Raw genomic sequence first — 14,301 nt, forward strand, 5'->3', positions numbered from 1 at the left:
GTTTTTCGTTCTCTGAAGTCGCTAGCATGGCGTTTTGAACCGCAAGGATTGGGAATGACAGGCAACATCTGGCGCTCACTGCGCGGCTTTATCAGCCAACTTTTTCCCGCCAGTTATCGCTGGCCTGCGATGGATGTCCGGCTTGGCGATCGTCAGTTGCATCTGGTGGGCAGCATCCATATGGGAACGCGCGACATGCAACCATTGCCGCCGCGCCTGCTGTATCGGTTGCAGCAGGCGGATGCGCTCATAGTGGAAGCGGATATTACGCAGGGTGGATCACCCTTTGATCACCGGGGCGATCGTCCAGCACTCGCGACACGGCTGGAGAGCAGTACGATGCAAACGCTCACCGCACTGTGCCAGGAGATGAGTCTCAACCTGAGCCTGCTGGATAACCTGCCCGCCTGGCAGGTGGCGCTGATGTTACAGGCACAGCAGGCGCAAAGACTGGGATTGCGACCTGACTACGGCATCGATTATCAGTTGCTGCAGGCAGCAAAAGGTCTGAACAAGCCGGTGATTGAACTGGAAGGCGCAGATGCACAGATCGCCCTGCTGACCGCACTGCCGGATGACGGTATGGCGCTGTTACAGGATACGCTGCTGCACTGGCATACCAATGCGCGACTGCTGCAGATGATGGTGAGCTGGTGGCTCGATACGCCGCCACGCCAGCCGGAAATTACCCTGCCCGCCACGTTTAGTCAGGCGCTGAATGATACATTGATCGGTCAGCGCAATGCGCAATGGTGTAACAGCCTGCGGGGGCTCGCGGCAGGAAACTATGTGGTCGCGGTGGGTGCGCTGCATCTATACGGCGAAGCTAATCTGCCTGAGATGCTGAAGAAGCCCTGAAAAAAAGAGAGCCGATAATGTTATCGGCCCGTCAAAGAGGAATTTGTTTATGATTTTGGTTATCGCCAGCAATCAGATTACGGGCGCGAGGCCAATTTTACGCAAAGAACAAAATTTCGCCACCTTTTTCCATGGATCTGCGCAATAAGATTTTTCTTAGTAAGGAGCCCGTATGACGCCCGCCGTAAAATTGCTGGAAAAACAAAAAGTCAGCTTCATCCTGCACCCCTATGAGCATGACAGTCACGAAACACATTTTGGTGATGAAGCCGTGCGCAAACTCAATCTGGATGCGCAGCAGGTGTATAAAACACTGCTGGTAGCGCTGAATGGCGAGGCGAAACAGCTGGCGGTGGCGATTACGCCAGTTTCGACACAGCTGGATCTCAAGAAGGTGGCAAAAGCGCTGGGCGCGAAGAAAGCAGATATGGCCGATCCCCAGCTGGCGCAGCGGGTTACCGGTTATCTGGTGGGCGGTATCAGTCCACTGGGGCAGAAAAAACGGCTGCCTACGGTGATTGACCATTCTGCCCGCGCATTTGACGCCATGTTTATTTCAGGCGGTAAGCGTGGACTGGATATCGAACTGGCACCACAGGATCTTTCGCGGCTGCTGGACGCCCCGTTTGCGGATATCGCCCGCCACGATTAAACGCGTGGCTGGGCGCAAAGCTGATCGATCATCCAGCGACCCGCCGGGCCGGGTGGTGTGCGTCGCGACCACACCACCTCAACGGCGATATGCTGCGGCCAGCCCGGCATCGACAGCTCTTTCAGGACGTCATGTCCAAACTGCTTCACCAGCCAGCGCGGCAAAACAGTCCAGCCAAATCCCTGCTCCGCCATCTCTAACAGCAGTAAATACGTGGGTGCCGACCAGATGCGTCCCATCGGCGCGGGTTCAGCGGCCTCAACCCAGGTGTTTAGCCGCAGGTGACGAACGCTTTCCAGCTCGCTTTCGCTTACCGTACTAAGCTGCGCCAGCGGATGATCGCGATGTAAAAAGACGGCCATCTGCGCTTCAACCTGCAGTCGTGCGACCGCAATATCCACCGGCAGATTAGGCTGTGCCCGCACCACACCCAGATGGACCCGCCCGGCCTGCAGCAGATCCAGCACATCGCCATCCTCGGCAATCATGACCTCCAGTTCAATCTCCGGATAACGGGCATCAAATTGCCTGAGCAGATGCTCGTGGTGATCGGTTTGCCAGAAATCGGACATAGCAAAACTCAGCCGGGGTTCAACGCCCTGCGACAGACGTATCGCCAGCGCATCCAGCCGCTCACTGGCGGCGAGGATTTGCTGAACCTGAGGAATAACGCGGCGTCCCTGCTCGGTCAGGATGGGTTGACGACCGGCGCGATCAAATAGCACGAAACCGAGATCGTCTTCTAAATTTGCCACTGCCGCGCTGATGGTGGACTGACTTTTACCCAGCGCGCGCGCCGCCGCAGAGAAAGAACCGCTCGCCACGGTCTGCATAAAAGCCTCAAGGGATTCCGGGGAGTAACGCATCTGAACCATCGCTTTTTTCGATAGGTGTTCATTTTATCTTAGCATTCTGACGTGTGAAAATGCGCCGCATTATTCAAGGAGAATTAACAATGCGTACCCGCTCAATTAAAGAACGTATTCTTCATGCTGTCTGCTTTGAAACGCTGGCGATTCTGACCGTTTCGCCGCTGGCGGCATGGGTGATGAATAAGCCGCTGTTTCAGATGGGATCGCTGGCGATTATGCTCTCTACGGCCGCGATGTTGTGGAACATGATTTATAACAGCGGGTTTGACCGGCTTTATGCGCCAGGCCAGAAACGCGGAACCGGCGTGCGAGTGTTACATGCAGTGGGATTTGAAGGCGGCTTTATCCTGATCGGTTTGCCGATTGCCGCCTGGATGCTGGATATCTCCCTGGGTCAGGCTTTCCTGGTCGAAGTGGCCTTTTTCCTCTTCTTCCTGCCCTACACCATGGCCTATAACTGGGGATGGGACAAATTGCGCGAGCGCTGGATTAAGCGTCACCCCTGCCGGGTGTAAGGAAGACGGGAGGCGCAAGCGCCTCCCGGTGAGTTCAATGCGTGGCGGCTGTTTGATTCCCCCACGGCCAGATCCACGCCAGAATCATTTTGGGATAATTACGCTTCCGCGCTTTTTCCGCCGCTTCATCCCGCGCCTTAATCTGCTCATCCGTCAAATGCACGATCTGCCCTTTCGGCTCATAGTCGCTGGCTTTCACTGGCGAATGCGCCTTAATGAAGTCGCGCAGCACCTGCGCATCAACGGCTCCGCTGTTGGCATACCCGGGGTGATTATCCAGACGCGGATAACCGTCGCCACCTGCTGCATTGAAGCTGTTGGTCGCCATGCGATAAATTTGTGTGTCCTGCAGCGGTTTACCGTTAATGCTGACGTTGCTGACCTGCTTACCGTCAGTGGTCAGGCTGATGCCGGCAAACTGCGCGTAGCCTCCTGAATCAGGCTGAATATTAGCAACGACATCCAGATATTTTTTGATCTCCGCACCGGTCAGGGTGACCGAAACCACCTGATTGCCAAACGGCTGAACCTGCAACAGGTCACGCCAGGTCAGCTTGCCTGCTTTTAGCGAGGTGCGAATACCGCCACCGCTCATCACCGCAAAATCGGCTTTGGTGAAAGCCATCTGGGCGCGCAGAATCAGCTGGCCCAGATTCGTCTGCTCAAAGCGAACCTGCTCTTTTTCACCACTGAAATTGCCGTCAGCGCTGCCAACATTCACGATTAACTTCGCCTCTGCACGTTTCTGGAACGGCATCAGCAACTTCATCATGGCGGTGTTTTTCGGGATCTCTTCCTGCCAGGTCAGCCAGGTTTCGCTGCCATCTGCATTCTTTATCTGGTGTTTGAGGTTGACCGGCACCAGCTGATAAGCCTCCAGCGTCACCTGACCATTACGGAAGGTGAAGTCGCCGCGGCCGACATATTTGCCCCACTTGTCGGCCTGCATAATCCAGATGCCATTTTGCTTATCCGGCTCACACGGCTGGCCTGGCTGATAATTTTTTACGCTGACGTTCTCTTTTTCCATGCAGACCGCATCATGCGAATGACCGCCGACAATCAGGTCGATCGTTCCGGCAGGCAGGCTGCGCGCCAGCGTGACATCACCTATGCCGTTGCTGCCGTGTTTACCGTCGTCATAGTGGCCCAGGTGGGTCAGCGCGACAATCACGTCCGGCTTCTCGGTGGCGCGCAATTCAGCCACCGCTTTCACCGTTTCTGCGACCGGATCGCGGAACTCGGTATCTGTCAGTCCGGCCGGATTAGCCAGTTTCGCCGTGTCCGGCGTGATCAGCCCGACCACCGCAATCTTTAATCCGAGACGGTTGAATACCGCCCAGGGTTTGAACAGGCGCTGACCGGTGCTTTTTTGATACACGTTGGCGGCCAGTAACGGGAATCTCGCCCACTTCTCCTGCTTACGCAGGACCGCGATCGGCTTGTCGAATTCATGGTTGCCCAGCGCCATCGCATCATAGCCAATGAGATTCATCGCGCGGAAATCGGGTTCAGCGTCCAGCTCATCGGACTCCGGCACGCCCGTGTTCACATCACCGGCAGAGAGGATCAATGCGCCGCCGCCGCGGGATTGAACATCGTAGCGCATGGTATCCATCAGGGTTTTCTGCGCGGCCAGACCATACTCACCCTGTTCATTAAACCAGAAGTGACCGTGCTCATCGTTGGTGTGCAGCAGACTGAAACGATAGGTGCGATCGGCCTGGGCGGCCTGTGAAAACAGCGGCATCACGGCCACCAGCAGTGCCATGCCCACCCCTGTCCATTTAGATAACAACACTGTGACTCTCCTTAATTTATCGTCTGGCCCGATTTTCTGCCGCTTTGCCCCACTGTGTCGCACATTCCCCCGGCGAACTCAAGGCCAATGCACATTCATCTGCTTAACACGCCCTGTTCTTTTATTTCTGATCCGCCTTTGATGAGCAGGACAGCCCTGCAAAGCGGCGTTAGTGCGATAACGCGCTTTACCAGTGACCCAGTCCGGTTATTTGTGGAGGGTGCAGATACTGGCAGTAAACGCTATTGCTGACCTCCCTGCTGACTGCTGTAAAAGTGCCGCTGACAGAATTTAACTGCTCTGCACACACATTTATCTCTTTTTTACGCCAGAACGGCATCATTTACTGCATCTGATATTTATTTATCTTCCCCCGGTCTGAAGCGTCAAATCAGTGAATATTGCGGATAATGAATAAAAACATCCACTCAATTGTACATTTGACTTTTTTTCGTGATTTTTTAAGGTATTCCCGCAAATTGCTCAGCGAAAGAATAGATTTTGTTTTAAACTCATTTGTTACAAGCGGATACATTTGTATACAAGGAGACAGGCATGCATCACACCACACCGCTGATCACTACCATTGTCGGAGCACTGGTTCTGGCATTTCTCCTTGGGATGCTGGCAAACCGCCTGCGAATTTCTCCCCTGGTCGGCTACCTGATGGCTGGCGTGCTGGCCGGTCCCTTTACTCCCGGCTTTGTTGCAGATACAAATCTGGCCCCTGAACTGGCAGAACTCGGCGTTATCCTGCTGATGTTTGGTGTCGGCCTGCACTTCTCGATGAAAGATCTGATGTCGGTAAAGTCGATCGCCATTCCCGGTGCCATCGCACAGATCGCGGTCGCGACGTTACTGGGAATGGGATTATCGTGGACGATGGGATGGTCATGGATGACGGGCCTGGTGTTTGGTCTGTGCCTCTCTACCGCCAGTACCGTGGTGTTACTGCGCGCATTAGAGGAGCGACAGCTGATCGACAGCCAGCGTGGACAGATAGCGATTGGCTGGTTGATCGTTGAAGATCTGGTGATGGTACTAACGCTGGTGCTGCTGCCTGCGATTGCCGGCATGATGGAACAGGGTAACGCCAGCGCCGGACTGCTGGTCTGGGACCTGCTGTGGACGATTGGCAAAGTCGCCGCCTTTATGGTGCTGATGATGGTGGTGGGACGCCGTGCTGTGCCCTGGATTCTCGCCCGCAGCGCCGCTACTGGCTCACGCGAGCTGTTTACACTGGCGGTGTTAGCACTGGCACTGGGCATCGCCTTTGGTGCGGTTGAATTCTTTGATGTGTCGTTTGCGCTGGGCGCTTTCTTCGCCGGTATGGTGCTGAACGAGTCGGAACTGAGCCACCGCGCTGCGCGCGATACCCTGCCGTTGCGCGATGCGTTTGCCGTACTGTTCTTTGTGTCGGTCGGCATGCTGTTTGACCCGTCGATTCTGGTCACGCAGCCGCTGGCGGTGCTAGGCGCGCTGGTCATTATTGTGGTGGGTAAGTCAGTCGCTGCCTGGCTGCTGGTGTCGCTGCTTGGCCATTCGCGTCGTACGGCTCTGACCATTTCGGTCAGCCTGGCGCAGATTGGTGAGTTCGCCTTTATTCTGGCCGGCCTGGGTATCTCACTTGGGCTGCTGAATGATGAGGGCCGCAACCTGGTGCTGGCCGCCGCCATCCTGTCGATTATGCTTAACCCGATTCTGTTTACCCTCCTTGAGCGTTTCCTGGCGAAAACGGAGACGATGGAAGAGCAGACGCTGGAAGAAGCAATCGAAGAAGAGAAACAGATCCCGGTCGATTTCTGCAATCACGCCGTGATTGTGGGTTACGGCCGGGTGGGCAGCCTGATTGGCCAGAAGCTGCTTGAAGCCAATGTTCCGCTGGTGGTGGTTGAGAATTCCCGCACGCGTGTCGAAGCACTGCGCGAGCAAGGTATTAAGGCCGTGCTGGGAAATGCGGCTCGCGCGGACACCATGGAACTGGCCCGACTCGACTGCGCCCGCTGGCTGTTGCTGACCATCCCGAATGGTTATGAGGCGGGAGAAGTGGTCACCGCCGCGCGTGAAAAGCATCAGAATATCGAGATTATCGCCCGCGCCCACTATGACGATGAAGTGGAGTACATTATGGAACGTGGCGCCACTCGCGTGGTGATGGGTGAGCGTGAGATTGCCAGCAGTATGCTGCAAATCCTGCAGGATGAAATGACGCAGGGCGAGGATTTACAGCCCTGCGACGTAGTGCGCTGATTAAGTCTGGCCCGTATAGCTGTGATACCGAGACGGCACAGGGAACAGGTTCAGATCGGAAAGACGCAAAAGCCGTCATCCATGACATGCTCGTCCCGCGCCGTCCTGGCGCGGGACGCTTTCCTCTTCTGCCCCTGTTCCCTGCGCATTGAATTAATCTATTGCTGTCAGATTCACCCTCATTTAAGTTTGCAAACTGTCTGCTGCCCTGTGGCGACCCGCTTTACCGATCCCAGTAAGACTCTTCCAGACTGTCTTCCCGCTCCGGCAGGCCGCGGGTTAAACGCGGCGAATGCTGATTCAGCACCTGATAGCTGACACGGTTGGCATACTTACACACCTGCGCCAGCGATGAATAGGTCAGATACGGACGCGCATGTTTGCTGGAGTTCGGCACATTCAGGCTGTGATAGTTATTGGCGGTGATGTCATGCAGTAACGCCGCCAGCGCCCCATCACCGGCGCCGTTGGTGTTCATGATCTTTTCCGGTCCACCCATATAAGGCGCGATGTGCGAGAAAACACGCAGCGGCTGCTGGCAATCCTGCTGGCGCATTACGCGGCTGAACTCGTACTGATTGAACTCAGCAATCGCACCCGGCAACAGCGGATGATTGGTTTTACGTTTGAACTCGTCTTCGGTGTAGCCCGCCATGTAAAGCCCAATCGGGCCGGCGGTGCAGAGCACCAGATCCACCCAATCCAGCGCCATGTTGGAGGCGCGCAGCGGATCGGCTTCGCCGGTCAGCGCCAGCGCTTCCTCTTCATTCATCGCCACGATGCTGACATGATCACGCAGGAAGTCCCGCCAGAACTCAGGATTGTCGCCAATCACATGTTTGGTGCCCAGCGTCAGCACCACCGGCACGTTGTGACGTTTGGCATACTCAATCGCCCGTAACGTCGCCTGCGGCATCGGCTCACCTTCGGCACAGCGCACCAGGTAAGAGGTCAGTACCAGTGCAGAGGCACCGGCAATCACCTCTTCCGGCACATTATCCGGATGCAACTGGTTCATCTGGCCTGGGCTGATAGCGAACGTTCGCTCGCCATGTTCACCAATCAGCGTAAAACAGCGGCCAATAGCGCCATCGACGCCCTGCAGATAGTTGAGATCGACCCGGCTTGACGTGTTACAGAGATAACGATAGGCGTAACCGCCAATCTGGATGTTATTGCACATAACACCCAGCAGCACCGAGCGGTCATCAGCCAGTACCGAGAAGTTATGCAGCGTGTTACCGATGGTGCCGCCGGCAAACTGATGGGTGATCAGCGCTTCGCGCATCAGCTCGTTATAGAGCGCTTCCGCGACGGCATTATCGATGACCAGCGAGTGCCCGGCACTCAGGCCGTAACGCTCAAGAAAAGCGTCATCGACTTTGGCTTCGATATCCACCAGCGTCTGGTCGATACCCACCACCCAGCTGCCGGCATCAACGTCGTGTTGTGCGGGCTGTAACAGGGGATCGCGTGCGCTGACGGGAAAGTAGTGTTTGGATTTGCGTTTGCCGGGAAATTTCATCGGGAGGTGCCGTCTGGAAAAACAGGCGGAGAATGATATCACACTCTCCGCCTGCGCTTTAACGGCGTGCGTTGACCAGTTGCGCCATCATGTCGATATGCGCCTCATCGGCGTTCAGCGCAGGGATATACTCAAACTTCTCACCACCGGCATGCATGAAGATCTCGCCGTTTTCGCCACTGATCTCCTCGAGCGTCTCCAGACAGTCAGAGGAGAAGCCCGGGCTCATCACCTGAACATGCTTGATCCCTTTGGCGGGCAGGCTTTCCATGGTTTTGTCGGTGTAAGGCATCAGCCAGGGTTCACGACCAAAACGTGACTGGAAGGTCATCATGTACTGATCGTCACGCAGACCCAGCGCTTTAACCAGGGCCGCCGTGGTATCCGCACAACGCTGCGGGTAGTCATCGCCTTCGTTGGCAAAACGCTGCGGAATGCCGTGGAACGATAACACCAGCAGATCGGGCTGACCGTGCCACTCAAATGAGCGCTCCACCGTCGCTTTCAGCGCGGCGATATAGGCTGGATGCTCGGCATAGTCGCGAATAAACTGCACGTCAGGCAGCGAACGGTAATCTTTGAATACGGCGGTCAGACCATCCCACACTGAGGCCACAGTGGAGCAGGAGAATTGCGGGTAGAGTGGCAGCACAATCAGGCGGGTCACGCCCTGCGCCATCAGCTTATCGACTGCACTTTTCAGGCTCGGGTTGCCATAGCTCATGCCCAGCTCGACGGGCATATCAACACGGGCCGCCAGAGCATCGCGCTGACGCATGCTGTAAACCAGCAGCGGTGATCCCCCTTCCATCCAGATCGATGCGTAGAGCTTAGAGACGCGTGGCGAGCGAAACGGCAGAATGACAGCATTGAGAACCGGCCACCAGAGCCAGCGCGGCGCATCAACCACGCGCGGATCGCCTAAAAATTGTTTCAGATAGCGTTTAACTGCAGGTGTGGTTGGGGCGTCTGGCGTACCTAAATTTACCAATAACACGCCTGGCTTATCTTGCCTCATTGGAGTTCCTTGATGACAGCGGGGATGCGTGAAAACGGGGAAATTGTAGCGGAATTAGTGGGAGGTAAAATCGATTACTGCAAAAGGGGCCAGTAATACCGGCCCCATTGAGCTTAGCCGAGGATCTTAGCCAGCTCAGCACTCACTTCGGTCACCTTACGGGTCCCGTCGATTTTGTGATAGGCGGTGTTGCCCGCTTCCGCTTCTTTGCTGTAGTAAGCAATCAGTGGCGCGGTCATCTGATGGTATTCCACCAGGCGCTTACGCACGGTCTCTTCCTGATCGTCTTTACGCGTGGTCAGCTCTTCGCCGGTCAGATCATCTTTGCCTTCCACTTTCGGTGGATTAAAGGTGACGTGATAAACGCGGCCAGATGGGGTATGAACGCGACGGCCCACGATACGTTCAACGATCAGTTCGTCCGGTACGGCAAACTCCAGCACGTGATCAACCTTGATCCCGGCCTCTTTCATTGCATCTGCCTGAGGAATGGTGCGCGGGAAACCGTCCAGCAGGAAACCGTTTTTGCAGTCTTCCTGAGTGATACGCTCTTTGACCAGCGCAATCACCAGCTCATCGGTCACCAGTTTGCCAGCATCCATAATGGCTTTCGCCTGGTTGCCCAGCTCGCTGCCTGCTTTTACTGCTGCACGCAACATGTCGCCGGTGGAGATTTGCGGAATACCGTACTTCTCCATGATGAATTGGGCCTGAGTCCCCTTACCTGCGCCCGGAGCTCCGAGCAGAATAATACGCATTGCGTAAATCCCCTTGCGAATCGCATTGATCTATCTTAGAAGCGGAAGAACATACCATTATGACCCGCTCATCACAAGGAAGGGCGCGGATCGCGCAGGGTGACTTTAGCGGCTTTCTGGCCCTGACCCCGACCCGCCCGGCCTGACTGACGCTTTTTCAGATTTACCACCTGCGCTGAGCAGAAATTGCAGTCGCCGACTCAGATGATGCGTCATATTCACGCTTTTCTTGCCGCTGCCCCGCACATTAGCATTCAGCTGCAGCCTCGCCAGCTGCGGCCATTTCACCACATCGTCCGCATCTGACAGCGCAGAGATCAGCGAGGCCGGAACATTAAAGCTGGCGAACGGCAAACCAGGCTGATGACAGGAGTTCAGCGGCAGCGGGGATGACAGGGAAAGCGCATCGACGGTGGCGGCATTGTAGGGGCGCCACAGCGGATCGTCGAAGCGGCGCAGCGCCTCGTACGTGGCGTTAAGAGTCAGTCCCTGTTCAAATAGCCGCAGTTCGCTGCGCACCAGCGTACTGAAGTCATGGGTCCGCAACGCTACCAGCACCAGATCGCTGCAGATCTCAGCGTGGCGATCCAGCCGGGTAACAAACAAATGGGATTCGTCGATCAGTCTCTGATGCAGCACGCTGGCGAAGCTCTCGCTCGCCTCAGTCACACCCTGATTCTGGCAATCCTGTAAGGGACGCACGCGGCCATTCGGCAGTTCGATATGTGGGACCAGCATAATGCTGCCGGCTATCAGCGGAACCGCTGGCAGGTTACTAAGTTCGGTGATTGGATAACGCAAGGCATAGCGCTGCTGATTGCGTGCCTGCTCCTGACGCAGAAAAAGCTGAGAAAGAAGGACCTGCGCTACATGCAGTGAGGGCGCGAAGAAGAGATCGAATTGCTCCAGCCGGTAAAAGCGTGAGAGCGCCAGGCGTAACCGATGGCGCGCCTCTGCTGACGTTTCAGAGGATAAAGGGCTGTGAGCCATGGTTGTCTCGCTTCAGGGAGTGTGCGGCGTGAGCGCAGGTTAAGCGAGGCGGAATATCGGTGAAAAAAAACACAGATATAAGGCTGAGTCAACCCGCCAGAATTTGCTTTACAGAGTAGGTTAATGCGGCTGGACTTTAAAATGATATAAATTAACAATCCCTGTTAGGTTTCTGCACAGGAGATAGGGATGAACGGACTGCCACCACTCAGAGCGCTGCACTATTTTCACCAGGCAGCCTTACACAGCAGCTTTAGTGTGGCGGCTGAACATCTGCATGTGACCCACAGCGCCATCAGCCATCAGATTCGCCAGCTGGAGAGCTGGATGGGTAAGCCGCTGTTTGTCCGTAGTCATGGCCGCGTGAAACTGACCGCACACGGCGACCGGCTGCTTCTGAGCTGTCAGCAGGCATTCAGTGAGTTACGCAGCAGCTGCGAGAATATTCGCACCGGCCTGCTTCAGCAAATCCGCGTCTCGTGTGCTCCCAGCTTTTTGTCACAATGGCTGATCCCCCGAATCGCCAGCTTTTACCAACGCTATCCGGAGATTGAAGTTCACTTTCTGCCGCTCGCTGAGATCGCGCAACTGCGCAGCGAACATGTGGATGTACTGATCCTCAGCCATGGCGATCCACCTGAACCCGATTTAGACGCCACGCTGGTCAGCGAGGATGAGATTGGACCGCTTTGCGCACCGCATTTTGCCACGCAGCTGCGGGTCGGAGAGGATCTGGTAACACTGCCTCTGCTCCATGCAGATACCCGACGGCACGCGTGGTCAGAGTGGGCGGTCCAGACCGGAGTCAGGGGTCGCTTTAATAGCGGTAAACATTTTGAGACGCTGTCGCTGGGCATTCAGGCCGCACGAAGTGGTCTGGGTGTTCTGATGGCACCGCGTTTGCTGGTTCGCAAAGAACTGGAGGATGGCACGCTGATCGCCCCGCTGGGCTTTGTTCCCGTGGAGCGTGCGACCTGGATGATGACGAAGCAGAGCCGTCGTCAGGATACGGAGATCCGTGTGTTTCGTGACTGGCTGCGGGAGGCCGCACAGCCATAAAAAAAGCCGGTGATAATCACCGGCTTGTAGCCGTTATGCCGTCAGCAGCTGGTTCATGCGACGGATAAACTGGTTTGGATCGTCCAGCGTACCGCGCTCTGCCAGCAACGCCTGATCCAGCAGCAGCTCAATCCACTCACCGAAGCGTGCTTCATCCTGCGTATCCGCAACACGTTTCACCAGCGGATGATCCGGGTTGATTTCAAACAGGTACTTCACTTCCGGCACTTCCTGTCCGGCCGCCGCAAACAGCTTCGCCATCTGCGTGGTCATCTCGTTGGCATCGGTAGTCACAATCGCTGGCGTGTCGGTCAGACGATGGGTCAGACGCACCTCTTTCACGCGTTCGCCCAGCAGATTTTTCACACGCTCAACAAATGGCTCCAGCGCTTTTTCCGCTTCTTTCTGCTCTTCGGTCTCTTCATCCGCCAGTTTGCTCAGCGACTCATCTGCTTTGCTGACCGACTGGAAGGTTTTACCGTCAAACTCAGTGAGGTAGCTCATCATCCATTCGTCGATGCGATCGGAGAGCAGCAGCACCTCAATGCCTTTTTTGCGGAACAGCTCCAGGTGCGGGCTGCTCTTCGCAGCGGCATAGCTGTCAGCAGTGATGTAGTAAATCTTCTCCTGACCTTCCACCATGCGGCTGACGTAGTCTTCCAGTGAAATGGTCTGTGCTGAACCTTCGCTCTGGGTGGTGGCGAAGCGCAGCAGTTTCGCAATCGTTTCCTGGTTGGCGTTATCTTCCGCCGGACCTTCTTTCAGCACCAGGCCGAATTCATTCCAGAAGGTCTGGTATTTCTCGTTGTCATCTTTCGCCAGTCTTTCCAGCATCTGCAAAGTACGCTTCGTCAGCGCAGCACGCAGGCTCTGGGTCACGCGGCTATCCTGCAGGATCTCGCGGGAGACGTTCAGCGGCAGATCACTGGAGTCAATCAGACCACGCACAAAGCGCAGGTAATTCGGCATGAACTGCTCAGCATCATCCATGATAAAGACGCGCTGCACGTAGAGTTTCAGGCCATGCTTCTGATCGCGGTTCCACATATCGAATGGCGCACGCGCCGGAATGTAGAGCAGGCTGGTGTACTCCTGCTTACCTTCCACCCGATTGTGGCTCCAGGCGACCGGGTCGCTGTAGTCATGGGCGATATGTTTGTAGAACTCGTTGTACTCGTCGTCGCTGATCTCAGCTTTGTTGCGGGTCCACAGCGCCTGGGCTTTGTTGATCTTCTCCCAGTGAGTTCCCTCGCCCTCTTCATCTTTGCTCTCGATCTCAACCGGCAGCGCGATGTGATCGGAATATTTGCTGATGATGCTGCGAACGCGCCATGCGTCCAGGAACTCATCTTCGCCTTCGCGCAGATGCAGCGTGATCTCAGTACCACGATCGGCTTTCTCGATCTCAGCCAGGGTATATTCGCCCTCGCCCGCAGATTCCCAGAACACACCTTCATCGGCAGATGCGCCCGCAGCGCGGGTACGTACGGTGACTTTATCTGCCACGATAAAGGCAGAGTAGAAGCCCACACCGAACTGACCGATCAGCTGGCTGTCTTTAGCCTGATCGGAGCCGAGGGATTCCAGGAAGGATTTGGTGCCCGATTTGGCGATAGTGCCGAGGTTCTCAATGACCTCATCGCGACGCATACCGATACCATTGTCGCTGAGCGTGAGGGTACGGTTGTCCTTATCAACAGAGAGACGAACGCGTAGCTCGCCGTCACCTTCATACAGGCTGGAATCTGACAGCGCGCGGAAACGCAGTTTGTCTGCCGCATCCGAGGCGTTGGAAATCAGCTCACGCAGGAAAATCTCTTTGTTTGAATAGAGAGAATGGATCATCAGGTGCAGAAGTTGTTTTACTTCCGACTGAAAGCCACGGGTCTCTTGTCCTTTCATGGTCATTGCTACCTCAACAAAACAGGTTGAACAAACGTTGTTGAGGTTGATGTGGGGATGACGCGGGGGTTTTCAAGCCGGTGTCTTTCACAACACCGGCA

General features: G+C 55.8%; 12 protein-coding genes. 5 read left to right on the top strand and 7 right to left on the bottom strand.

Annotation, left to right across the window (positions count from 1 at the left end):
* Window positions 1–54 precede the first annotated feature (54 nt).
* Window positions 55–858, top strand: a complete 804-nt coding sequence (locus P2R09_RS06405; RefSeq protein ID WP_275768166.1) for a TraB/GumN family protein — start codon at window positions 55–57, stop codon at window positions 856–858.
* Between the two features lie 172 nt (window positions 859–1,030).
* Complete coding sequence (gene ybaK, locus P2R09_RS06410; protein ID WP_275768168.1) at window positions 1,031–1,510, top strand: Cys-tRNA(Pro)/Cys-tRNA(Cys) deacylase YbaK; 480 nt, start codon at window positions 1,031–1,033, stop codon at window positions 1,508–1,510.
* Here ybaK and P2R09_RS06415 read toward each other — a convergent pair.
* Window positions 1,507–2,376, bottom strand: coding sequence for a LysR family transcriptional regulator (locus P2R09_RS06415; protein WP_275768170.1), 870 nt, complete (start codon window positions 2,374–2,376; stop codon window positions 1,507–1,509). The genes ybaK and P2R09_RS06415 overlap by 4 nt on opposite strands.
* Window positions 2,377–2,465: 89 nt before the next feature.
* On the opposite strand from P2R09_RS06415, the gene P2R09_RS06420 reads away from it, so the two are divergent.
* Window positions 2,466–2,897 (top strand): multidrug/biocide efflux PACE transporter, encoded by a 432-nt coding sequence (locus P2R09_RS06420; RefSeq protein ID WP_275768172.1) that lies wholly within the window; start codon window positions 2,466–2,468, stop codon window positions 2,895–2,897.
* A gap of 34 nt (window positions 2,898–2,931) precedes the next feature.
* Here the strand turns inward: P2R09_RS06420 and ushA are convergent, their stop codons facing one another.
* Entirely contained in the window at window positions 2,932–4,698 is a 1,767-nt protein-coding gene (ushA, locus tag P2R09_RS06425) for a bifunctional UDP-sugar hydrolase/5'-nucleotidase UshA (protein ID WP_275768174.1), read from the bottom strand.
* Between the two features lie 555 nt (window positions 4,699–5,253).
* On the opposite strand from ushA, the gene ybaL reads away from it, so the two are divergent.
* Window positions 5,254–6,948, top strand: coding sequence for a YbaL family putative K(+) efflux transporter (gene ybaL, locus P2R09_RS06430; RefSeq protein ID WP_275768176.1), 1,695 nt, complete (start codon window positions 5,254–5,256; stop codon window positions 6,946–6,948).
* A 223-nt stretch (window positions 6,949–7,171) separates the two neighbouring features.
* Here ybaL and P2R09_RS06435 read toward each other — a convergent pair whose 3' ends face one another.
* The 4 genes from P2R09_RS06435 to P2R09_RS06450 form a co-directional block, all read right to left on the bottom strand.
* Window positions 7,172–8,473: an inosine/guanosine kinase gene (locus P2R09_RS06435; RefSeq protein ID WP_275768178.1), complete on the bottom strand. Its 1,302-nt coding sequence runs from the start codon at window positions 8,471–8,473 to the stop codon at window positions 7,172–7,174.
* A 58-nt stretch (window positions 8,474–8,531) separates the two neighbouring features.
* On the bottom strand, window positions 8,532–9,491 hold the full coding sequence (gene hemH / locus P2R09_RS06440; RefSeq protein WP_275768180.1) for a ferrochelatase: 960 nt from the start codon (window positions 9,489–9,491) through the stop codon (window positions 8,532–8,534).
* 113 nt (window positions 9,492–9,604) lie between these two features.
* Complete coding sequence (gene adk, locus P2R09_RS06445) at window positions 9,605–10,249, bottom strand: adenylate kinase (RefSeq protein WP_003850412.1); 645 nt, start codon at window positions 10,247–10,249, stop codon at window positions 9,605–9,607.
* 105 nt (window positions 10,250–10,354) lie between these two features.
* Window positions 10,355–11,239 carry a DUF6024 family protein gene (locus tag P2R09_RS06450; RefSeq protein ID WP_275768182.1) on the bottom strand — a complete coding sequence of 295 codons (885 nt, stop codon included), beginning with the start codon at window positions 11,237–11,239 and terminating at the stop codon, window positions 10,355–10,357.
* Window positions 11,240–11,428: 189 nt separating this feature from the next.
* On the opposite strand from P2R09_RS06450, the gene P2R09_RS06455 reads away from it, so the two are divergent.
* The gene (locus tag P2R09_RS06455; RefSeq protein ID WP_275768184.1) at window positions 11,429–12,298 is read left to right on the top strand and encodes a LysR substrate-binding domain-containing protein; all 870 of its coding nucleotides are present in this window, start codon (window positions 11,429–11,431) and stop codon (window positions 12,296–12,298) included.
* Window positions 12,299–12,331: 33 nt separating this feature from the next.
* On the opposite strand, the gene htpG is transcribed toward P2R09_RS06455, so the two are convergent.
* Entirely contained in the window at window positions 12,332–14,206 is a 1,875-nt protein-coding gene (htpG, locus tag P2R09_RS06460) for a molecular chaperone HtpG (protein ID WP_008924917.1), read from the bottom strand.
* Window positions 14,207–14,301: the final 95 nt, after the last annotated feature.

The sequence above is a fragment of the Pantoea sp. Cr_R13 genome, from assembly GCF_029222565.1.
Lineage (GTDB): Bacteria > Pseudomonadota > Gammaproteobacteria > Enterobacterales > Enterobacteriaceae > Pantoea > Pantoea eucalypti.

Bases quoted from the DNA above. Each gene is read 5' to 3' on its own strand.
- P2R09_RS06405 (WP_275768166.1), top strand. From the start codon at position 55: ATGACAGGCAACATCTGGCGCTCACTGCGCGGCTTTATCAGCCAACTT.
- ybaK (WP_275768168.1), top strand. From the start codon at position 1,031: ATGACGCCCGCCGTAAAATTGCTGGAAAAACAAAAAGTCAGCTTCATC.
- P2R09_RS06415 (WP_275768170.1), bottom strand. From the start codon at position 2,376: ATGCGTTACTCCCCGGAATCCCTTGAGGCTTTTATGCAGACCGTGGCG.
- P2R09_RS06420 (WP_275768172.1), top strand. From the start codon at position 2,466: ATGCGTACCCGCTCAATTAAAGAACGTATTCTTCATGCTGTCTGCTTT.
- ybaL (WP_275768176.1), top strand. From the start codon at position 5,254: ATGCATCACACCACACCGCTGATCACTACCATTGTCGGAGCACTGGTT.
- P2R09_RS06435 (WP_275768178.1), bottom strand. From the start codon at position 8,473: ATGAAATTTCCCGGCAAACGCAAATCCAAACACTACTTTCCCGTCAGC.
- hemH (WP_275768180.1), bottom strand. From the start codon at position 9,491: ATGAGGCAAGATAAGCCAGGCGTGTTATTGGTAAATTTAGGTACGCCA.
- adk (WP_003850412.1), bottom strand. From the start codon at position 10,249: ATGCGTATTATTCTGCTCGGAGCTCCGGGCGCAGGTAAGGGGACTCAG.
- P2R09_RS06450 (WP_275768182.1), bottom strand. From the start codon at position 11,239: ATGGCTCACAGCCCTTTATCCTCTGAAACGTCAGCAGAGGCGCGCCAT.
- P2R09_RS06455 (WP_275768184.1), top strand. From the start codon at position 11,429: ATGAACGGACTGCCACCACTCAGAGCGCTGCACTATTTTCACCAGGCA.
- htpG (WP_008924917.1), bottom strand. From the start codon at position 14,206: ATGACCATGAAAGGACAAGAGACCCGTGGCTTTCAGTCGGAAGTAAAA.